At 40.6% G+C, this 19,626-nt stretch carries 19 protein-coding genes; 10 read left to right on the plus strand and 9 right to left on the minus strand.

Annotation, left to right across the window (positions count from 1 at the left end):
* The 3 genes from BUE31_RS24205 to BUE31_RS24215 are packed head-to-tail and all read right to left on the minus strand — an operon-like array spanning position 1 to position 1,835.
* Entirely contained in the window at positions 1-786 is a 786-nt protein-coding gene (locus BUE31_RS24205) for a sensor histidine kinase (protein WP_073406426.1), read from the minus strand.
* Complete coding sequence (locus BUE31_RS24210; protein ID WP_073406427.1) at positions 756-1,403, minus strand: hypothetical protein; 648 nt, start codon at positions 1,401-1,403, stop codon at positions 756-758. The genes BUE31_RS24205 and BUE31_RS24210 overlap by 31 nt, the downstream gene beginning before the upstream one ends.
* Positions 1,404-1,415: 12 nt before the next feature.
* On the minus strand, positions 1,416-1,835 hold the full coding sequence (locus BUE31_RS24215) for a hypothetical protein (RefSeq protein WP_073406428.1): 420 nt from the start codon (positions 1,833-1,835) through the stop codon (positions 1,416-1,418).
* A 370-nt stretch (positions 1,836-2,205) separates the two neighbouring features.
* Here BUE31_RS24215 and BUE31_RS24220 point away from each other — a divergent pair, with 370 nt between their 5' ends.
* Positions 2,206-2,646: a DUF1572 family protein gene (locus tag BUE31_RS24220; RefSeq protein ID WP_073406429.1), complete on the plus strand. Its 441-nt coding sequence runs from the start codon at positions 2,206-2,208 to the stop codon at positions 2,644-2,646.
* A 53-nt stretch (positions 2,647-2,699) separates the two neighbouring features.
* On the opposite strand, the gene BUE31_RS24225 is transcribed toward BUE31_RS24220, so the two are convergent.
* Positions 2,700-3,386, minus strand: coding sequence for a GNAT family N-acetyltransferase (locus BUE31_RS24225; protein ID WP_073406430.1), 687 nt, complete (start codon positions 3,384-3,386; stop codon positions 2,700-2,702).
* 299 nt (positions 3,387-3,685) lie between these two features.
* On the opposite strand from BUE31_RS24225, the gene BUE31_RS31615 reads away from it, so the two are divergent.
* Complete coding sequence (locus BUE31_RS31615) at positions 3,686-5,347, plus strand: FAD-dependent oxidoreductase (protein WP_073406431.1); 1,662 nt, start codon at positions 3,686-3,688, stop codon at positions 5,345-5,347.
* A 61-nt stretch (positions 5,348-5,408) separates the two neighbouring features.
* A complete protein-coding gene (locus BUE31_RS24235) occupies positions 5,409-5,678 on the plus strand; it encodes a UBP-type zinc finger domain-containing protein (protein WP_073406432.1) in 270 nt (89 codons plus the stop codon).
* A gap of 100 nt (positions 5,679-5,778) precedes the next feature.
* Here the strand turns inward: BUE31_RS24235 and BUE31_RS24240 are convergent, their stop codons facing one another.
* Entirely contained in the window at positions 5,779-6,213 is a 435-nt protein-coding gene (locus BUE31_RS24240; RefSeq protein WP_073406433.1) for a DoxX family protein, read from the minus strand.
* Positions 6,214-6,490: 277 nt separating this feature from the next.
* Here BUE31_RS24240 and BUE31_RS24245 point away from each other — a divergent pair, with 277 nt between their 5' ends.
* From BUE31_RS24245 to BUE31_RS24265, 5 genes are all read left to right on the plus strand, one after another.
* Positions 6,491-7,021, plus strand: coding sequence for a YceI family protein (locus tag BUE31_RS24245; RefSeq protein WP_073406434.1), 531 nt, complete (start codon positions 6,491-6,493; stop codon positions 7,019-7,021).
* Between the two features lie 178 nt (positions 7,022-7,199).
* Complete coding sequence (locus tag BUE31_RS24250; protein WP_073406435.1) at positions 7,200-8,264, plus strand: sensor histidine kinase; 1,065 nt, start codon at positions 7,200-7,202, stop codon at positions 8,262-8,264.
* A 49-nt stretch (positions 8,265-8,313) separates the two neighbouring features.
* A complete protein-coding gene (locus BUE31_RS24255; RefSeq protein ID WP_073406436.1) occupies positions 8,314-8,964 on the plus strand; it encodes a DUF47 domain-containing protein in 651 nt (216 codons plus the stop codon).
* 5 nt (positions 8,965-8,969) lie between these two features.
* A complete protein-coding gene (locus BUE31_RS24260) occupies positions 8,970-9,983 on the plus strand; it encodes an inorganic phosphate transporter (RefSeq protein WP_073406437.1) in 1,014 nt (337 codons plus the stop codon).
* Between the two features lie 72 nt (positions 9,984-10,055).
* Positions 10,056-10,781 carry a DUF4197 domain-containing protein gene (locus BUE31_RS24265; RefSeq protein WP_073406438.1) on the plus strand — a complete coding sequence of 242 codons (726 nt, stop codon included), beginning with the start codon at positions 10,056-10,058 and terminating at the stop codon, positions 10,779-10,781.
* Between the two features lie 97 nt (positions 10,782-10,878).
* Here the strand turns inward: BUE31_RS24265 and BUE31_RS24270 are convergent, their stop codons facing one another.
* Together BUE31_RS24270 and BUE31_RS24275 are read right to left on the minus strand one after the other, a co-directional pair.
* Positions 10,879-12,201 carry a carboxypeptidase-like regulatory domain-containing protein gene (locus tag BUE31_RS24270; RefSeq protein ID WP_073406439.1) on the minus strand — a complete coding sequence of 441 codons (1,323 nt, stop codon included), beginning with the start codon at positions 12,199-12,201 and terminating at the stop codon, positions 10,879-10,881.
* Positions 12,194-12,763, minus strand: a complete 570-nt coding sequence (locus BUE31_RS24275; RefSeq protein WP_073406440.1) for an RNA polymerase sigma factor — start codon at positions 12,761-12,763, stop codon at positions 12,194-12,196. The genes BUE31_RS24270 and BUE31_RS24275 overlap by 8 nt, the downstream gene beginning before the upstream one ends.
* 526 nt (positions 12,764-13,289) lie before the next feature.
* On the opposite strand from BUE31_RS24275, the gene BUE31_RS24280 reads away from it, so the two are divergent.
* Together BUE31_RS24280 and BUE31_RS24285 are read left to right on the plus strand one after the other, a co-directional pair.
* Positions 13,290-13,712, plus strand: a complete 423-nt coding sequence (locus BUE31_RS24280) for a response regulator (protein WP_073406441.1) — start codon at positions 13,290-13,292, stop codon at positions 13,710-13,712.
* Positions 13,713-13,781: 69 nt separating this feature from the next.
* Complete coding sequence (locus tag BUE31_RS24285) at positions 13,782-14,531, plus strand: UDP-2,3-diacylglucosamine diphosphatase (protein WP_073406442.1); 750 nt, start codon at positions 13,782-13,784, stop codon at positions 14,529-14,531.
* A 12-nt stretch (positions 14,532-14,543) separates the two neighbouring features.
* Here the strand turns inward: BUE31_RS24285 and BUE31_RS24290 are convergent, their stop codons facing one another.
* Together BUE31_RS24290 and BUE31_RS24295 are read right to left on the minus strand one after the other, a co-directional pair.
* Positions 14,544-16,967, minus strand: a complete 2,424-nt coding sequence (locus BUE31_RS24290; protein ID WP_073406443.1) for a hypothetical protein — start codon at positions 16,965-16,967, stop codon at positions 14,544-14,546.
* A 102-nt stretch (positions 16,968-17,069) separates the two neighbouring features.
* On the minus strand, positions 17,070-19,478 hold the full coding sequence (locus tag BUE31_RS24295) for a hypothetical protein (RefSeq protein ID WP_073406444.1): 2,409 nt from the start codon (positions 19,476-19,478) through the stop codon (positions 17,070-17,072).
* Positions 19,479-19,626 lie beyond the last annotated feature (148 nt).

Genomic DNA, 19,626 nt, shown 5'->3' on the forward strand with positions numbered 1-19,626 from the left:
TTATACTATTACTCTAATAATTGTAATGGTACCATTCCTGGGTTTTGTATATACATTTATCTCACCATTAATAAGTTGAACACGACTTTCGAGGTTTTTAAGCCCGTAACCGTGCCTAACATCATCCATATTAAATCCTTTACCATTATCTTTAAATTCCATTAATAAACTCGTGGCATCTTTTGTGATGGTTAAGTGAATAATGGTAGCTTCTGAATGTTTAATAACATTATTAAACAACTCTTGTGCAATCCTGTAAAATGCCAACTCAATTTCGGGCGCAAGCCGTACGTCGTCAAGATTATTTTTACAATGAACCTTGATACTCGTATTTTGCTCAAATTTCAGGCACAACCCTTCAAGCGCTTCTTTAAGCCCGTAATCTGTTAAAACAGGAGGCAGCACATTATGAATAATATTACGAATCTCCTGGATACACTCATCAGTTAGCTTTCGGGTATCAGCCAGTAAAGGCTCCTTAGTTTCGCCCACAGCACTTTTATCAAGCCTGTGCAGATTGAGTTTTATGGCCGATAGTACCTGGCCAACACTGTCATGCAGGTCTTCGGCCAAGCGTTTTCGTTCATTTTCCTGGGTTTCAAAAACGGCATTAAGCAGGTCGGTTTGTTTTTCGTCATGCAGCTTACGCAAATCTACCTGGTTCTTTATCATTTTTCGCTGGTAGATGATAACGAAAAAAAATAAAAAACCAATAAGTATAACAATTACAAGCGTACCTGTAATTAATACCGGGATCAGGTCGTTTTCTGGAGTTGAGGCTTGCAAAGGAGTCCTACTGTAAATAAAATGTTAGCGATAATATTAGTTACGTTGTTAATCATATAGTATCCTTCCTGATGCGTATCTAATAATTGTTTAAAAAGCATAAACAAAAAAGTATTGATCGCAAAATAAAAAAGTACCCCAGCATTTATCCAGAACAATCCCTGCTTTTCAATATGTATAAATTCTTGCCGGTTTAATAACTGGTAAAAATACGCTAATGAAAAGCAAATAAGCAATACACTTAAAATAGTATTGGCTATAGAAGGATATTCCCAAATGTCCTCCACAAAAATCAGATTAATTATAGAGATAAGAAAGGTTGCCAGGCCCAATATTATAATTGTTTTTTTTATGGCTATTTTAATAAACGCATGGTAGTAAATAGCCGTAAAAAACAGGATACTGATTAGGATGAAAAGATGCAACAGTGGAAAATTATTGGTCACAACCATGGGTTTTGTTACCTGTAATACAAAGTCAAACAAAACCGATACAATGAAAAAGACCGCTGCTATTTTTAATACCCTATCTAAATATCTATAATTATATAATGCTGCAATAACTGGTAAAATACCTGATACAGTAGAAAAAATATTCAGAAAGAAATCTACGGACATAAAGTTATTTAATTACAACTCCGACTTATGCACAGACATCAGGCTTTTCGGGCAGCCAGGCGAACCCGGGCAAGGAGAAGATTGTTGGGCTAATACATCAAACGCTTTTACCGTTTTCATGTCATTTTTAGATAATTTTTGAGCAGAGGCCGTGTTAAGCATATCATGACCATCACAAGTTACGCCTGTTATGATAAGGTGTCTTTCACCGCCTGCTTCGCCATGACCCTTGCTGTGTGCGTTATGAAAACGCAGACCTACACAACCCGGCTGACTCAATATTTTTTCCAGTATTTCTTTACCAAAAAAATGTGAATGAGGCTCGTGCGGATGCCTGTCCCTGTGATTTTTTGTCCAGATAATAGATAATTCCAGATCCCATTCCTCACCTTCTTTACCGCTAAGAAGATTGGGCTTTTTTGATTGTTCCATTTGTTTAAGCAATTAGGTTTTTATTAATAAGTTTTGATAAAACTAATGTTTATAAGTTATTATTTCAATTGCGCTCAAAGGTACCTCTAGACTGTTTCTAAATGAAAAAACGCACAACTAACTCATTGTCAATCACAAACACATTGATATGGCTTTTTAGCAGATAAAACATTGCGTAGTTTTACGCAACAGATTCCGTGGTACTACGGATTGAAAAACGAATGGTTTTTGGCGTTTTACCCCAATTTGTCATTATTATAATAGCTTATAAAAAGGTTGGTTGCCGCATCTTTAGGGGGCAGTCAAATATTACATCCGGTTAACTTATTGCTTATTATATTGCGCCATCAATTATCATAACCTCTTTACCATGGAAAATTATTTAGCCGAACTTTATGAACGCGACCTATTAAGATTAAAGGACGAGATAAAAAGCTTTAAAGACGATTACAACATCTGGCGTAAAAATGATGGTATAAGCAACTCGGCGGGTACGCTGGTGCTACATTTAACTGGTAATCTTAATTTTTGCATTGGCACAAAGATAGGAGGCACCGGCTATGTTCGGAACCGCGAACAGGAATTTTCGGCAACAGATGTTCCGCGCCTGGAGCTTATTGCCGGAATTGAAAATTTAATTGAAGTGGTAAAAACCAGCTTGAAGGATCTAAGCCAGCAAAGACTGGAAGAGATTTATCCACTTGAAATGTACGGACAAAAAAGCACCGCTTACTACTTAACCCTCTTTCTCGCCCATCTGAACTATCATTTAGGCCAGATAAATTATTTAAGAAGAATACTGGAGGGTTAAATCAGGATAATTGTAGTGTCAATCATAAATTAACGCTTAGTCTGGAGTCGACATCACACCAGTTCCTTTTGTATTACATAAATGGAGATTTGCTTCCGGGTTACAAAGCCTAGTGATTTGTAAAGATCTATTGCCCGCGTGTTTGACGATAGTACGTGTAAAAACGGGATGCCTGATGCGGCTTTTATCCGGTGAACATGGTTCAATATCAGCTGTGCAGCATAGCCGCGGCCCAAATAATCAGGATGCGTACAAACAGCACTTACCTCGGCATAAGGAGCAGGATTTAGGCGTTGCCCTGCCATAGCTATTAGTTTATCACCATCAAAAATCCCTTTGTAGTGGCCAAAATCAATGGTTCTTTGCGCAAACGGACCAGGATTGGTCAGCTTGGTTAGGGCCAGCATGGCAAGGATGTGTTCCTCGCCCAGGGGAACGATCTGCTCATCTGCTTCTGCCTGCCGTGCAGGGGTTTCGCACACCAATTGCAAAACATCCATTCGTTGAAGGACTTTCCATAGACCCGGAAAATCTATCTCTGTTGGCGTGATAAACCCGAAGACCGCGTTAACCGGGGCAACATCATACAAAAGCTTAAAGTTATCCGGTGTATTTTCAGCAAGGCCAGCAAATGGCGAAATATCCGAAGGAAAATATTTGGCCTCCCCGTTGCCTTTTGCCAGTTCTTTATTTCCAGTATTTAATGCGTTAAAGGCGGGGTTATCAAGTATGTGGTCCATTGGTTTTATTTAGAATAATTGATCAGTTGTATATTAGCTGATGCTTTTTCCTGTTTTCAAATCTATAAATAATTGGTAAACTAAGCCGGGTGACCTGGTTTTGTTGATGTAATATTAAACGGGGATGACATTATTGTAAATTTTGATCTCAAGACTGCCGTCAGACAAAATCAGGGAATCATGCCATCCCTGATTTTTATTTAAAACCTTCATTTTTTTGCTCAAAAACATACAAATCCCATCGCTAACTATACTACTTTTGTAATAAATCATTAATTTAACGCCATACACCTTTTACCATGGAAAAACCCATAATATTTTCGATAGATGATGATCCGCAGGTGTTACGTGCAATAACCCGGGATCTGAAATCGATGTACGGCAAGGAATACAGAATTATTAATACAACATCAGCAAATGAAGCGCTGGAAAGCTTGATCGACCTAAAAAACAGCTCGGATGTGGTTGCCATGTTTGTGTGCGACCAGCGCATGCCCGAGATGGAAGGCGTTGCTTTTTTAGAGAAAGCCATAAAAATATTCCCAAAGGCAAAGCGGGTTTTGCTTACCGCTTATTCTGATACCGAAGCGGCCATAAAGGCCATAAATGATGTTCAGCTTGATTATTACCTGATGAAGCCCTGGGACCCACCCACTGAAAGGCTTTACCCGGTAATAGATGACCTGCTGGACGACTGGCAAAGCGATTATATCCCCGATTTTAAGGGTATAAAAGTAGTTGGCTACCAGTTTTCACCGCAATCGCACACGGTTAAAGATTATTTGGCCAGTAACCTGATCCCCTATAAATGGCTGGATATTGAGAAAAACCCGGATGCAAAAGAAATTTTAGAACTTAACGATGTTGCTTTAGACCAATTGCCGGTAATAGTTTTTGATGACGGAAGTTATTCATGCAAACCCACCATAAGGTCGATAGCTGAAAAAGTGGGCGCAAACCCGCAAATAACCAATGATATTTATGATGTGGTGATCATTGGTGCTGGTCCGGCAGGACTTGCGGCGGCTGTGTATGGCGCATCCGAAGGCTTAAAAACATTGCTGATAGAACGGAAAGCGCCGGGCGGGCAGGCAGGAACAAGCTCGCGGATTGAAAACTACCTGGGTTTCCCGGCAGGTTTAAGCGGGGCCGATCTTACACGCCGGGCCATAAGTCAGGCCATGCGGTTGGGCGCGGAGTTTTTATCGCCGCAAGCTGTGAGCGATATCAAACAAAAGGACGGTTACAAAACCATTATACTTGATGACGGGCCTGAAATTGTTAGCCGTACCGTAGTGATAACTACCGGGGTTGATTACCGAAAGCTAGAGGTTAAAGGTGCTGAAAATTATACCGGCGCAGGCATTTACTATGGTGCTGCAACTACCGAAGCATCAGCTTGTAAGGATAAGGAGGTTTATGTTATAGGTGGAGGAAATTCCGCGGGGCAGGCGGCAGTTTACTTGTCTAAATTTGCTAAAAACGTTTATATCATTATCCGCAGGGATAGTTTAAGCTATACCATGTCGGCCTACCTGATCCAACAAATAGCTAATCTGCCTAATATTCATGTTTTGGCTGATACCGAAATTATTGAAGCTTCAGGCCATAATTGCCTTGAAAAGCTAACGCTCATTAACGTTAAAACAAAAGAAACGGTTACCAACGAGGCATCCGCACTTTACATTTTTATAGGCGCAAAACCTTATACCGACTGGATAAAGCTGGACATCCTAAAGGATGAAAAAGGCTTTATTGAAACCGGGCGCGAGCTGAGGCGCTATGATGATTTTACCAAGATCTGGAAACAAAAACGCGACCCGTTCCTGCTCGAAACCAGTTGTAATGGCATTTTTGCCGCAGGCGATGTACGTGCAGGCGCCATGAACCGCGTAGCATCTGCCGTGGGCGAGGGCTCAATGGCTATAAGCTTTGTACATAAGTATTTGGCAGAGGTGTAAATACTGGTTGATTGAGTTAGATTAGGTTGATTGAGTTGAATAAGTTATAAAGTAAATTACCATGGAAGACGAAGTATGCAAGCACCTTGGTGCTATTAAAACACTAAAGCAGCCTAAAGATTATGTATGTGAGGAATGTGTAAAAGTGCATGGCACCTGGATGCACCTGCGCACCTGCCAAACCTGCGGCGTTACGCTTTGCTGTGACAGCTCGCCAGCTCAGCATGCCAGTAAACACGCAGCAGAGGCTGGTCACCCTGTAGTGATCTCAGCCGAGCCGGGAGAACGCTGGTTATGGTGTTATGTAGATGATGAAATGGCTGAGTATTAGTTAGCAGCGTGCAGTTTTCAGTTGGCGGTAAAAATTTAAAGTGTATAGCATAGCACTCCATAAATCTGCAAACTGCCTACCGCCAACTGCAAACTTCTACCTACTGTTCCGCTAAATACCTATCCAATGACCACGGCCCTGAACCTAAAATTAAAAATATTACGAGGACTACCAGGGCCGTTACTGATGGCCATACCATATAATTAATGGCATCCTGGAAAATGCCGCTCAAAAAAATCGCTCCCAGCACTATTGGGATCTGCAGGATGCAGCCAAACCTGGTGAGGATCCCTACGCCTATCAATATCCCCCCTACCATGTGCGCAAACATTACGTAATAAACCAGCGACATTAAAATTGCCGGCGAAACATCTATAACGGTCTGATCTGTTATCAGCTGTTTAAGGTATTCGGTGTTTTCCATAAAGGAGATCCCTTTCCATAGTAAAAAAGCACCAAGCGCAATGCGTACAATGTCAATAAATTTAGGGTGATGGGTGTCGCCCCAATTTTCAATACGGTGAACTACGTTCATAATAACCTCCGGTTTTAAGATTATAATTGATTACAATACAAAAGGGAGCTATTGGGATAAACGGCCTGTGGTATTGCTTATATAAATTTAGCGATTATATAAAGCAATAACAATTATTGGGGATAATTAGTTTTAAGTATTGCCTGCGTCTTCACAAAAAATCGATTTTCTTTAAGCGGGTGTGATTTTTTAATTAATCCTTTTCCTCTTTTCTCCATCTAAAATAAAAATCAATTTCATTTATAATCATTCTAAATAAAATACGTTAATTAGCACGATGAAGAAATTTTTGCTGCCCATATTATTAATTACATTAGCCACTACTGCTTTTACTTATGTAAACAGCACCATTACCCGCTCTGTCATCACCTTTAAAACCAGGAATATGGGCATTGGGGTTAATGGCTCAATTAGCGGTTTACAGGCTGACGTTCATTTCAACCCTGCCGACCCAACAACCAGTACCATCGAGGCTTCAGTGGATGTTAACAGCATCAATACTGATAACTCAAGCAGGGATGAGCATTTAAGAAGTGAAGATTATTTTGATGTGGCCCATTATCCCAAAATAACCCTTAAATCTGTTTCGTTTAAACACAGCAGCGGTAATAATTATACCGGGCAATTTAACCTTACCATAAAAGGTAAAACCAAGCCGGTTGAAATCCCATTCACCTATATACAAACAGGCAATGCAGCAGCATTTAAAGGCAGCTTTAAACTAAACCGCCTTGATTACGGAGTAGGCAGCAGCAGCATGATCCTTGCAAACGAGGTTACTGTTAATATTGATGCGGGGGTGGAGTAAGAGACTAGAGATCAGTTGATCAGAGGTTAGGTTAAATTCCCGCTATCTGATAAAATTGAAGCTTCTTCCGGACTTTCCCGACTTTCGGACTAAAACCAGCCTCCAATCTCTATTTTTAACAATTTAATAACCAACCTCTAATCTCCAACCTCTAATCACTAATCGTATCTTTACGATTATGAAACTTCGCATACTTGTTTTAATTAATGCGGCAGCGGTTGCCGTAACCCTTTCGGCCGTAAATTATTATTTTCAGCACAGTTGGTATAATGTTGCGCTAACATTTTTTATTACCATAATTACCAGCTTTTTGGTTTTCTATTACCTGATAGAAAAATATGTGTATTCAAAAATAAAGCTCATTTACAAACTTATCCATAACTTAAAGCTTGGCCGCGATCTGCGCGATGCCCTTGGCGAACATGTTAGCGCCGATCCAATTAACGACGTGGAAACAGAGGTAAAAGAATGGGCAAAAGAAAAGAAGAGTGAAATTGATGAACTGCGTAAACAGGAAAAATTTCGCCGCGATTTTTTATCCAATATCTCGCACGAGTTTAAAACCCCGCTTTTTGCAATCCAGGGATATATTGAAGCCCTGCAGGATGATGACTTTGAGGACAAGGATATGGCAAAGCAGTTTTTGGCAAAGGCATCAAAAAATGTTGACCGCTTAAGTTACCTGATAAAAGACCTGGATGAGATCTCAAAGCTGGAGTCGGGCGAGATCCCTATAAACCTTACCCGTTTTAAAATAAACGACCTGATAAAAGAGGTTTTTGAATCTCTGGAGCTTAAAGCCAGGCAGCATAACATTAAATTAATATTCAAGCAAAAATACGATGAGCCGATACTGGTGAATGCCGACCGCGAAAAAATAAGGCAGGTGCTGGTTAATTTAATTGACAACTCATTTAAATATGGAAATGAGGAAGGCAGCACCTCCGTTAGCTTGTTTGAACTGCATGACCAGGTACTTGTTGAGGTTACCGACGATGGTATTGGAATTGAGGAAAAATTCCTTCCACGCCTGTTTGAGCGCTTTTTCCGTACAGATACAAGCCGGTCGCGGCAAATTGGCGGATCAGGCCTTGGGCTTGCCATTGTTAAACATATTATTGAGGCACATGAGCAAACAATTAATGTGCGCAGTACCGAAGGCCTGGGCTCAACTTTTGGATTTACGCTGCAGCGTTCAAAGCAGACTTTACATTTGCCTAACATACCAAATCTAAAAAATTAACATTAACTTAACATTGCAAAGTTACCTTTGCCCAAATCCCCATTAAACTATGTCGTTAAACAGCATTTTTCAATATTTTGTACCAAAGGATAAAAAGATATTTTTTCCATTATTTGAGCAGGCAGCAAATAACGTTGTAACCATGGCAACCATATTAGTTGAAGCGGTTAATTCCAACAATCCCGCCACCCGCGAAGAGCTGTTTAAACAGATTGATAAACTAGAGAACAAGGGCGATGAAATAACGCACCAGGTGCATCTTGAGCTTGGTAAAAACTTTATTACCCCTTTTGACCGCGAGGATATTCATGCACTGGCATCAGCAATTGATGATGTTGCCGATTACATACAAGGCGCGGCAAACCGCATGAGCCTTTACCGGATTGATGATTATAACGAGCATATCCGCAAACTATCTGAACTTACCCTACAGGCAAGCATCGATCTTGAAAAAGCGGTAAGAGAGTTAAAGGACCTTAAAAATGTACGGAACATCGCCGATTCCTGCATCAGGATAAACAGCGTTGAAAACCAGGCTGATTATGTTTTTGACCGCGCAGTAGCTGATCTTTTCCTGTATGAAAAGGACGCTATCCGCCTTATTAAATACAAAGAAATACTATCTGCACTTGAAACCGCAACTGATATGTGTGAAGATGCTGCCGATGTAATGGAATCTATTTTAGTTAAAAACGCATAATTTTAATGGTTACACCTATACTGATTGTTATTGTTTGCCTTGCGCTGATATTTGATTATACCAACGGCTTTCATGATGCGGCAAACTCTATTGCCACTATTGTATCTACCAAAGTATTAACACCTTTCCAGGCCGTTGTATGGGCTGCTTTCTTTAATTTCCTGGTTTATTTTTTTATAAAAGACCATAAGGTTGCCAAAACAGTTTCCAAAATAGTAGTTGAAAATTTTATTACGCTAAATGTAATACTGGCAGGCTTAATAGCTGCAATTTCATGGAATTTGGTAACCTGGTGGTTTGGTATCCCTTCAAGCTCATCACATACGCTTATCGGCGGGTTTGCCGGGGCAGGTATCACCAACGCAATATACATGGGCGCAAGCGGCTTAAGTGCCGTAAATATGTCATACATAATTACTATACTGGCTTATATAGTACTGGCGCCGGTAATTGGTTTAATAGTTGCCTATATAGTAACCATTATTATCCTGCATATCTGCAAAAATGCAAGGCCAGCCGTAGCCGAGCGATGGTTTAAAAGACTCCAGCTTGTATCATCTGCAGCCTTAAGCTTTGCACACGGTGGTAATGATGCTCAAAAAGTAATGGGTATTTTGTATGTGGCAATAGTTACAGCAAAAATAATAAAACCGGGCGATGTTATGCCCAATTGGATCCCGCTGGCATGTTACTCGGCTATTGCTCTTGGAACTTTGTCCGGCGGATGGAGAATAGTAAAAACAATGGGGTCGAAGATCACTAAAATAACCCCGCTTGAAGGTGTTAGTGCCGAAACCGCCGGCGCCATCACCCTGTTATTTACTGAGCATTTCGGTATCCCGGTTTCAACCACACATACCATTACCGGCTCAATTATAGGTGTTGGTTTAACAAAACGTTTATCAGCCGTGCGCTGGGGCCTAACCATAAATATTATTTGGGCATGGGTAATCACTATCCCGGTATCTGCACTTATTTCTGCAGGCATATTTGCCTTGCTAAGAGTTTTTGTTAAATAAACTTTCTGCTAAAAATTTTGTTTAATTTGGCAGTAACAATATTGATAAATTAACTTTAAAAGCTACCCCGAAATGAAAAACGTATTTTTAATTATCCCTGCCCTGGTTTTATCTTTAACATTATCCAGCTATAATTCTCCTGTTCCTGTTAAAGCAAATCCAATTCAAATAAGCATTCCATCATCATTAGATATGGGCAATGCCTTAAAACAAGCATTACAGCAGGGAACCGCTAAAAGCTCAGATCAGCTTTCGGCTGTAAATGGCTATTTTGGCAATGCTGCCATAAAAATCCTTTTCCCGCCGCAGGCTCAAAAAGCGGAAAAAACATTAAGGGGTTTAGGCTTAGGTAAATTGTGCGACAATGTTATCCTTTCACTAAACCGAGCCGCCGAGGATGCAGCCAAGCAGGCAAAACCTATATTTATTACTGCCATTAAACATATGAGCATCCAGGATGTATCAAACATTTTGCTGGGCAATCAGGATGCAGCTACTCAATATTTTAAAAAAACAACTACCGACCAGTTAACTGGTGCATTTAAACCGGTTATACAGGGCAGCTTAGATAAAACCAACGCCACAAAATATTATAGCCAGGCGGCCGGCGAATACAATAAAATTCCTTTTGTAGGTAAAATGAACCCTGATATCAGTGCCTATGTTACCCAAAAAGCTATTGATGGTTTGTTTTTTGAAATAGCGCTGGAAGAACTTAATATTCGTAAAAATATTGGCGCCCGCAGCACTCCTTTGCTGCAAAAAGTATTTGCTTTCGCTGATAAGAACAAGAAGTAGGAGGAATTGAGACAAGAAATCAAGAGTCAAGACACAAGAAATAATAGCTATTCTTTTTATCTTGACTCTTGATTCCTGACTTCTTGATTCTATCTTCCTATTTTTTAGAAACGAACTTTATGCGGATCTCAACCTGTTCGGTTTGTCCGTTGCTGCTCCCGATCCAATCAGGGCCATTGTTTATCAAATCAATAGCCTTTTTGTTTGTTAACGGGCTTAAGCCCTTTATAACGGTAACTTCGCTGATATTACCATTATTGTCAATCATAAGTGAGAGCTTTACTATGCCATTTTTGCCATCAGGCGATACCGCGTTTTCATTTAAATATTTTTTAAAGCTATGCCAGCCTGCCTGGGGATGCGCCGCTGTTACAGTTTCATCTTTATTTTTTTGTGAGCCGTATCCCACAACAACAACCTCACTAAGGGATTGATTATTGGGCTCCAAACGTATTGTTTTTAGTGAATCCCGGTTACGTGTGTTTAATTTAACCGTATTGTACCCTACATAAGCAATAACAATGCTCGATCTGTTACTATCAACCGGGATAGAAAATTTTCCATTATTATCAGTAACAGCGCCAAATTTTGTTCCTTGTACACGAACAGATACCCCTGGCAAGGCCATTCCGTCGTTTTTATCAACAATTCTTCCCTGTAAAATTATATTTGATGAAAGAGCACTAAACGGCGAGCCCGCAGGTGTTTTTGTTACGCCAGCAACCTGGCTTTGCAATATTCGTTCAGTACTTACAGGGGGGATGCTTTTTAATTTGCTTTCCTCCGTTGCCGGAACACTTTCTTTTACGTCCTTTTTCTTTGCCGCAGTGTAGTTCATTACTACCATTTCATTTAAAGGAGTGGTATCTGCAGCAACGGTATCTGCTTTAGCTGCAACCGGCTCCGCGCTCGCTATCATATTATCAGCCACTGCTTTATCAGCAACAACAACTTCGCGCAAAACTCCCCTTCTTACAGGTCTTTTAGGGAATTTTTCTGGCGGCGCAGCAACATTAGCGGCAATTTGATTACTTATAACCGTATCAGTTGCTACAGGTTTAGCGGCGGCAGGCTTTGTTGCCGGTTCAACAATTTTTGCGGTGGTTTGAGGCACTGGTTTATGATCATTGCTTAACCACAACCAGCCAATGGTAAATACAATTAACACAGATGCTGCAATAGCTAAAGTTCTGTAAGGAATTATGCGCCTTTGTTTGGGTGTGATCCGCTTTTGTAAACGGCTTGCAAGATCATCAAAATTTGCCTGCTGATTGGTTGCGGCATTTTCATAGCCTTCCAGCGCGTCCATCAAAAAAGGATCGTCCTGGGCGCGTTTTTCCAATTGGTGCATAGCAGGGGCATCAAGTTCTCCGTTCAGATACTTCCTAATCAGCAATATGTCTGTTTCCTTTTTACTCACTATCTTTTTCCAAACAGATCTTCAGGTTCCTCTTACCGTTCTGTATATAGCTTTTTACATCGTTAAGACTAAAGCCGGTAAGTTCAGTTATTTCTTTATAACACTTCTCTTTTAAATAAAACAAGCTTATGCTTTGTTTTTGATTGCCCGACAATTTATCCATACATTTTTCCAATGCCTGCATAGCTGCTTCACGGTTATTATCATCAGGATGCAAAACCAGTGAAAATTCCATAACATCATCTAAATTAACCAGCTCCATCTTTTTACCCGCCCGCAGTTGCATTAAACAATAATTACGGCTCAGCACATAAAGCCAGCTCTTAAACTGTTTGATATCATGCTGCTTAACCTTTACTGTCAGTTCCTCAAATATCCCCATAACAGCATCCTTTGCCTGCTCCTCGTCCTTAAGATATTTTAAGCAAACCCCATAAACCAATGCCATCTGATTTTCATAAAGCTTACCCAAAATCGCAAGATCACCGCTTTCGCGGTAATTGGCCAGCAGTTTATCATCGTCTGCATCAGTGGGTTTAATTGGTTTACTAAAAAAATTCATTACGGGGCGGCTAAAATAATTTTTTTTAACGGCTTATGGAAATATGCTTTTGTAATGTTTGATGAAACTGCTGTTGGAATGGTGAAAAATCCCGGTGCCATGCCATGTATGGATTGACTGTCTTGAGCCAAGACTCTATAGCTCTAAGCCAGAAAAAAATAAAATTCACTTATGACTTATAGTTAATTACTGTTGACTTAATACAAGCGGGTTAATAAATGGTCTTTGGCATTCATGTTTTTATATTTCCCGCGTTCTTCCCGCCACATCATGCGCTAAATTTTCCACAGTTTTTGATCCTGCTATTCCCATATTACCCATAATTATTAATCATAAGTAAAATTAGTTTTCCTAAACAAGAATAAAAAGACATATCAACTTAAAAAATGATGTGGCACATCTATTGCCTATTAATTAGAAAGCAAGGTGTTTTAAGTACTTGTAATTGTACTATTACAAAATACAAATATTACTTAAATCGTTAGTTTTAAAATACTTATATTAGCCATTATTTAAACTGATTATTATGTGCAAACTTGTAGTAATTGATGACAACCCAACAGATCACTATATTATGCAACGTTTACTGCATAATAATTATAACTGTCAGCAAGCTACCTATACTTTTGACGGCAGGTTGGTTTTAGATTATTTAGAAGAAAACAAAGACGGCGGCACCATGCCGGATGTAATATTTTTAGATCTTGATATGCCCCAGCTTACCGGCTGGGAATTCTTAGATAAGCTGGAAAGCTTTAATGCCGATGCAAATAAGAACGTTAGAGTTCATATCATGAGCTCATCTATCCGTACTGCGGATGTTTTCCAGTCGAAAAAATATGCCTGCGTTAATTCATTTATGACCAAGCCCCTATCCCGCGACCTGGTTAACCAGGTATGTGAACAGGCAAATCCGTTTAACAACCAGCAATTAAATACCGCATCATAATAAAAACGCAACTACCTGGTCTTCCTCATTTGCACATCTAAACATTATTAGCTTATTTTTACAGCAGTAATGGCTATCCGTAATAAAATATATTTCGCTTCTGACTTTCATTTAGGCACCGGAACTTATGCTTCCAGCAGGGAGCGCGAAGCCCGTTTGGTACGCTGGCTCGACTTTATTAAAGCAGACGCAACCGAAGTTTTTTTAATGGGCGATGTGTTTGATTTTTGGTTTGAGTATAAAACTGTTGTTCCCAAAGGGTATATCCGCTTTTTAGGTAAGCTTGCTGAACTTGCAGACGCAGGTATAAAGCTGTATTTCTTCAAGGGGAACCATGATATGTGGATGTTTGATTATTTTGAGCGCGAGCTTGGTGCAACCATCATCAGCAATGAGCTGGAGATTGAGCGCAACGGCAAAAAGTTTTATCTGCACCATGGCGATGGTTTAGGCCCCGGCGATACATTTTACAAGTTTTTAAAGCGATTTTTCAGGAGTAAGCTCTGCCAGTGGCTTTTTGCACGCATCCACCCAAACCTCGGTGTAGGGATTGCCAATTACTGGTCGGCCCACAGCCGAATAGTTAGTGAAAAAAAGGATAATCCTAAACCGGGGCAACAGGAATGGCTGGTAATTTTCAGCAATGAATTACTGAAAACACATTTTTACGACTACCTGGTATTTGGTCACCGCCATTTACCGCTTGATATCCGGCTAACCGACAAAAGCCGCTATATTAACCTTGGCGAATGGGTATATGCCTGCAGCTATGCCGTTTTTGATGGCGAAACGGTGAGCCTTAAGTATTTTGAAAAGTAGTAAGGAATTTCACTACTCCACCTTATACCGGTACACCTGCCTGCCTAAATTACCTTCGGCATCAATACCTTCAATGACTATGCGGTAGGTTCCTTTACCATCAGCGTTGAAATAACTGAATGAAGCATTGCCGTCTTTATCTGTTATAACATTAGGGTTCCAGTAAATAGTTGTTCTCAGGTCAGCAAATTTGCCGGGAACGGTACTTTCATATTTAGGCGAATAAAATTCGCGGGCCTTATAAAAGCCATTTGCTTTAATGCGCAAAAAGCCGGTTGATACGATATCTTCCGGTTGTAACCCATATTTGGTAGTTATTGCTAACACACCCGCTGTATCAGAGTCACCAGTATTAACCATAGATTCAATTTTATCAATTGTTACTGCACTCAGGGAGTTCAGGTCAAAACCAAGGGGCATTTCCATACCATCTAACACTATTCTCATTGGCTTGGGCTTGCCACCCGTAAGCTTGTTCCTCAACTTAGCATAATAGTGTATTCCATCTCCCGAAAGTATTTCCACTCCTGGTATCCGCCACATTAATTTAATAGCAAGCTGGCTCCCTAAGCCAATTTCCTTGCCATGAAGAACATGGTCAGGAAAGCCATACCTGGCCGACATTGCAGAAGGTTCTGATTTGCGTGCCTTTATCGTTACTTCGTTTAGCATTGTCCCCTTTCCTAAGCCCTGCTTATTTAATTGTTCCTGCTGCTTTTCAGTATTTTTTAAATAAAGGGATATTGGCCCGTTATTATCCTGAATAGTTTGCCGGTTGTCAGGCAATACAGGCGGCCCCGTTTTTGCAGTATATGTTAATTGGGTTGAATTGCCCCCTTTAGCAGTAGCAGCCTGCAAAATAAACCTTGTGGTATCTGCAAACACCATGTTTTTAAACCTGAAATTACCGTTATTATCAGTTTGCTCACTCAGAAAAGAATGCCCCTTAGCTGATATTAAAGTTACCATTCCTTTTGCCAAAGGTTTACCGCCTGTGGTTTTAGCTATGCCGCTTATCTCAAGGCCGGTTTCGGGTTGCCACGTTACCGGTGGATAACCATTGTTTAATAATTGCTTCCACTCAAACTGGCGGTAGCCGTGGGTAAGCATTACCAGGTCAAGCTCTTTTAGCTTTTCATCGGTTACATTAGTGAAATAGTAATTTGGCTGCTCAACATTTCCCTTCAAGTCTGATGTTAACAGCAGATTACTCAATAGGGTGTTTTCTGTATTTTCATCAACCGGTACTTTGTTTTCATCGGCTACCGAAACAGAAAAACTACCGGCAATAAGCGAATCAGCCCTGTTCTTTGCATTTAATTTGATAATAACCTTCTCCCTTGTCGCATATGCCGCTTTATCACTGTTTACTGCCAGTCGCAGATCATCGTAGTTTTGCACAAAAAACAAACGCTCGCTTATTGGTTCCCCGTTTGGCGAAAACAGGGTGAGTGTGGCTACACCAGTGTGGAGCCGGTGTTTGGCAATGTCAAACTTTATCACCGGGCTGTCGAGCGGACTAGTAACTACAGTGACAGCGCCACCCGAATAGATCAGCAGGGAATAATCTTTTCCTTTATTTTGGAGGTAAGCGGTGTTATTGGCGGTAATTACCACCGATATCTTCTGAATTGAATCATTATTTGCAGCCAATGTTGTACCCTGTTTTTCCGCATCGGGCAAATTGATCGCGTTTTGAGTACCATCAGCAAAAGTGAGATTGGCGCTATAGCTTTTACCGTCCTCAGGCTCAAGGTAAAACCAGCCCATGCCTAAATGAGTGGATGCAAAGCTGGTTATTATTTTTCCTGTATTATCAGCAATTATTCCCTTAGCCGCTATGCCCAAGCCATTTGAGCCAATTGCCTTAAAGGCTATTTTTGATTTAATCCCGCTTACAAGGCTTCCTCCTTCAGGTAAGAACTGTATTTCAGGCTTTCCGGGGGTCTGTTGTTGGTTTCTATCGCCGCTTTCAGATATTTTATTTGCAAGTAACGAGCCTAATGCGAAAGGCTGGTCAAAAAAACCCGTTACTCCATTATTTCGCATCCAATCAGTATAGGCCCTTACCCTGTAATTTCCTTTTGGCAGGGAATCGGGCAGCGCAAAATCTCCTTTAGCTACTCCACCTGATATGTTTAACAATAACGATTGGTCTATTTTATTTTGAGTATTAATAAGGTCTACATGCAGTACCCCGCTTATTTGTGATGGTTCATGCCGCTGGCCCATTGTAACATAAGCTTTAAAATACATGGTATCTCCAGCTGCATAGTAAGGCTTATCAAAGTGCAGGTAAGCTTTCTCGGCAGCGTGGCTGGATAAGAAGCCCTTTAATGCGCCTATGGCCTTACCGGCGAAAGTTGTATCCTGACTATATACGACAAAGCTACACGATAGCCATATTAAGCAGGTGATAATTAACTTTTGCTTCATTGAACAATAAATAAGGTGCAGGAAACCGGTAGTAGCGATTGGTTTAAATTGTACTTGATATAAAGATAGTCAAAAAACCAGGTAAAAGTCTGGAACGATGGATTATTCCACTTTATACCGGTACACCTGCCTGCCTAAATTACCTTCTGCATCAATACCTTCAATAACCATGCGATAAGTTCCTTTACCATCAGCGTTGAAATAGCTGAATGAGGCATTGCCATCTTTATCTGTTATAACATTAGGGTTCCAGTAAATAGTTGTTCTAAGGTCAGTAAATTTGCCGGGGACGGTACTTTCATATTTAGGCGAATAAAACTCGCGGGCTTTATAAAAGCCATTTGCTTTAATCGCCAAAAAGCCCGTTGATATGATATCTTCCGGTTGTAGCCCGTATTTAGTGGTTATCAATAACACCCCCACTCCGCCAGTCATGGATTCAATTTTATCGATTCTCGACGCACTCAGGGAGTTTAGGTCAAAATCAGCACCCATTTCACGCTCATCTACTATTATTTTCATTGGCGCGCCACTGCGTATATTCTTTCCCAAAACAGCCGTATAATGTGATCCGGATCCGGGAACTATCATTATCAACACTCCCGGTATCCTTCCCATTAATTTAAAAGCCAGCTGACTCCCTGGGCCAATTTCCTTTCCATAAAGAACATAGTCAGGGAAGCCATACCTTATCGATGTAACAGAAGGATCTGATTTCCGGGCCTTTATTTTTACCTCGTTCAGCATTGTTCCCTTTCCTAAACCCTGCATATTTAATTGCTCCTGCTGCTTTTCAGTGTTTTTTAAATAAAGGGACATCGGTGCATTATTATCCTGGACCATTTGCCGGTTATCAGCCAATACAGGCGGAGTTGTTTTTGCTGTATATGTTAATTGGGTTGAATTGCTCCCTTTGGCAGTAGCAGCCTGTAAAACAAAATTGGTGGTATCTCCAAACGCCAGGTTTTTAAACCTGAAATTGCCGTTATTATCCGTTTTTTCACTTAGAAAAGTATGTCCCTTAGTTGATATTAAAGTTACCATGCCTTTTGCCAGCGGCTTCCCGCCTAAAGTTTTAGCAACGCCACTTATCTCAAGGTCAGTTTCGGGTTGCCATGCAATGGACGGATATCCATTGCTTAATAATTTCTTCCATTCAAACTGGCGGTAGCCGTGGGTAAGCATTACCAGGTCGAGCTCTTTTAGCTTTTCATCCGTTACATCAGTAAAATAATAATTTGGCTGCTCAACATTCCCCTTCAAGTCTGATGTTAGCAGCAAGTTGCTCAATATAGTATTTTCTGTATTCTCATCAACCGGTACTTTGTTTTCATCGGTTACCGAAACAGAAAAGCTACCGGCAATAAGCGAATCAGCCCTGTTCTTTGCATTTAATTTAATAACAACCTTCTCCCGTGCCGTATATGCCTCTTTATCGCTGTTTACTGCCAGTCGCATCTGGTCGTAGTTTTGCACAAAAAACAGTCGTTCGCTTATCGGTTCTCCGTTTGGTGAAAACAGGGTGAGTGTGGCTACACCAGTGTGGAGCCTGTGTTTGGCAACGTCGAACTTTATCTCCGGGTTGTCAAGAGGGGCAGTAACTACCGTGGCAGCGCCACCCGAATAGATCAGCAGGGAATAATCTTTTCCTTTATTTTGGAGGTAAACGGCGTTATTGGCGGTAATTACCACTGATATCTTCTGAATTGAATCATTATTTGCAGCCAATGTTGTACCCTGTTTTTCCGCATCGGGCAAATTGATCGCGTTTTGAGTACCATCTGCAAAAGTCAGACTGGCGGTGTAGCTTTTACCATCCTCGGGCTGGAGGTAAAACCAGCCCATCCCTAAATGAGCGGATGCAAAACTGGTTATTGCTTTTCCTGTATTGTCAGTGATCGTTCCTTTAGCCGCTATACCCAGGCCGTTTGAGCCTATTGCCTTAAAAGCTACTTTTGATTTGATGCCACTTACAAGGCTTCCTCCTTCAGGTAAGAATTGTATTTCAGGTTTCCCGGGTATTTGTTGTTGGCTTCTATCTCCGCTTTCAGATACTTTATTCCCGAGCAATGAGCCTATTGCAATTGTCTGATAAAAAAATCCTGTTTCCCCATTATTCCGCATCCAATCAGTATAGGCCCTTACCCTGTAATTCCCTTTTGGCAGGGAATCGGGTAAGGCAAAATCTCCCTTACCTATTCCCCCCGTTATATCTAACAATAACGATTGGTCTATTTTATTTTGAGTATTAATAAGGTCTACATGCAGTATCCCGCTTATTTGTGATGGTTCATGCCGCTGCCCCATTGTAACGTATGCTTTAAAATATAGAGTATCCCCGGCTGCATAGTAAGACTTATCAAAGTGCAGGTAAGCTTTCTCGGCAGGATGGCTTGATAAAAAGCTTTTTAATGCAACTATAGCTTTACCGGCAAAAGTTGTATCCTGGCTATATGCCCTAAAGCAGCAGGATAACCATATTAAGCAGGTAATAATTAACTTTTGCTTCATTATACGATAAATAAGGTGCAGGAAAATCGGTTTTAGTGATTGGTATTTACTATAAAGCTAGTTAAAAATCAAGGATTACATGCAGCGCACATCAATAATACATTCAATGTTTTATCCCTCAATTAAATTATATAACTTTCGCCTTTTG

This window comes from Mucilaginibacter sp. OK098, assembly GCF_900142915.1.
In the GTDB taxonomy this organism is placed as follows: domain Bacteria; phylum Bacteroidota; class Bacteroidia; order Sphingobacteriales; family Sphingobacteriaceae; genus Mucilaginibacter.

Excerpts from the sequence above, each read along its gene's own strand:
- BUE31_RS24255 (WP_073406436.1), top strand. The coding sequence starts at position 8,314 with ATGTCGTTAAACAGCATTTTTCAATATTTTGTACCAAAGGATAAAAAG.
- BUE31_RS24215 (WP_073406428.1), bottom strand. The coding sequence starts at position 1,835 with ATGGAACAATCAAAAAAGCCCAATCTTCTTAGCGGTAAAGAAGGTGAG.
- BUE31_RS24225 (WP_073406430.1), bottom strand. The coding sequence starts at position 3,386 with ATGGACCACATACTTGATAACCCCGCCTTTAACGCATTAAATACTGGA.
- BUE31_RS31615 (WP_073406431.1), top strand. The coding sequence starts at position 3,686 with ATGGAAAAACCCATAATATTTTCGATAGATGATGATCCGCAGGTGTTA.
- BUE31_RS24250 (WP_073406435.1), top strand. The coding sequence starts at position 7,200 with ATGAAACTTCGCATACTTGTTTTAATTAATGCGGCAGCGGTTGCCGTA.
- BUE31_RS24220 (WP_073406429.1), top strand. The coding sequence starts at position 2,206 with ATGGAAAATTATTTAGCCGAACTTTATGAACGCGACCTATTAAGATTA.
- BUE31_RS24260 (WP_073406437.1), top strand. The coding sequence starts at position 8,970 with ATGGTTACACCTATACTGATTGTTATTGTTTGCCTTGCGCTGATATTT.
- BUE31_RS24265 (WP_073406438.1), top strand. The coding sequence starts at position 10,056 with ATGAAAAACGTATTTTTAATTATCCCTGCCCTGGTTTTATCTTTAACA.
- BUE31_RS24275 (WP_073406440.1), bottom strand. The coding sequence starts at position 12,763 with ATGAATTTTTTTAGTAAACCAATTAAACCCACTGATGCAGACGATGAT.
- BUE31_RS24285 (WP_073406442.1), top strand. The coding sequence starts at position 13,782 with ATGGCTATCCGTAATAAAATATATTTCGCTTCTGACTTTCATTTAGGC.
- BUE31_RS24235 (WP_073406432.1), top strand. The coding sequence starts at position 5,409 with ATGGAAGACGAAGTATGCAAGCACCTTGGTGCTATTAAAACACTAAAG.
- BUE31_RS24210 (WP_073406427.1), bottom strand. The coding sequence starts at position 1,403 with ATGTCCGTAGATTTCTTTCTGAATATTTTTTCTACTGTATCAGGTATT.
- BUE31_RS24280 (WP_073406441.1), top strand. The coding sequence starts at position 13,290 with ATGTGCAAACTTGTAGTAATTGATGACAACCCAACAGATCACTATATT.
- BUE31_RS24240 (WP_073406433.1), bottom strand. The coding sequence starts at position 6,213 with ATGAACGTAGTTCACCGTATTGAAAATTGGGGCGACACCCATCACCCT.
- BUE31_RS24290 (WP_073406443.1), bottom strand. The coding sequence starts at position 16,967 with ATGAAGCAAAAGTTAATTATCACCTGCTTAATATGGCTATCGTGTAGC.
- BUE31_RS24295 (WP_073406444.1), bottom strand. The coding sequence starts at position 19,478 with ATGAAGCAAAAGTTAATTATTACCTGCTTAATATGGTTATCCTGCTGC.
- BUE31_RS24245 (WP_073406434.1), top strand. The coding sequence starts at position 6,491 with ATGAAGAAATTTTTGCTGCCCATATTATTAATTACATTAGCCACTACT.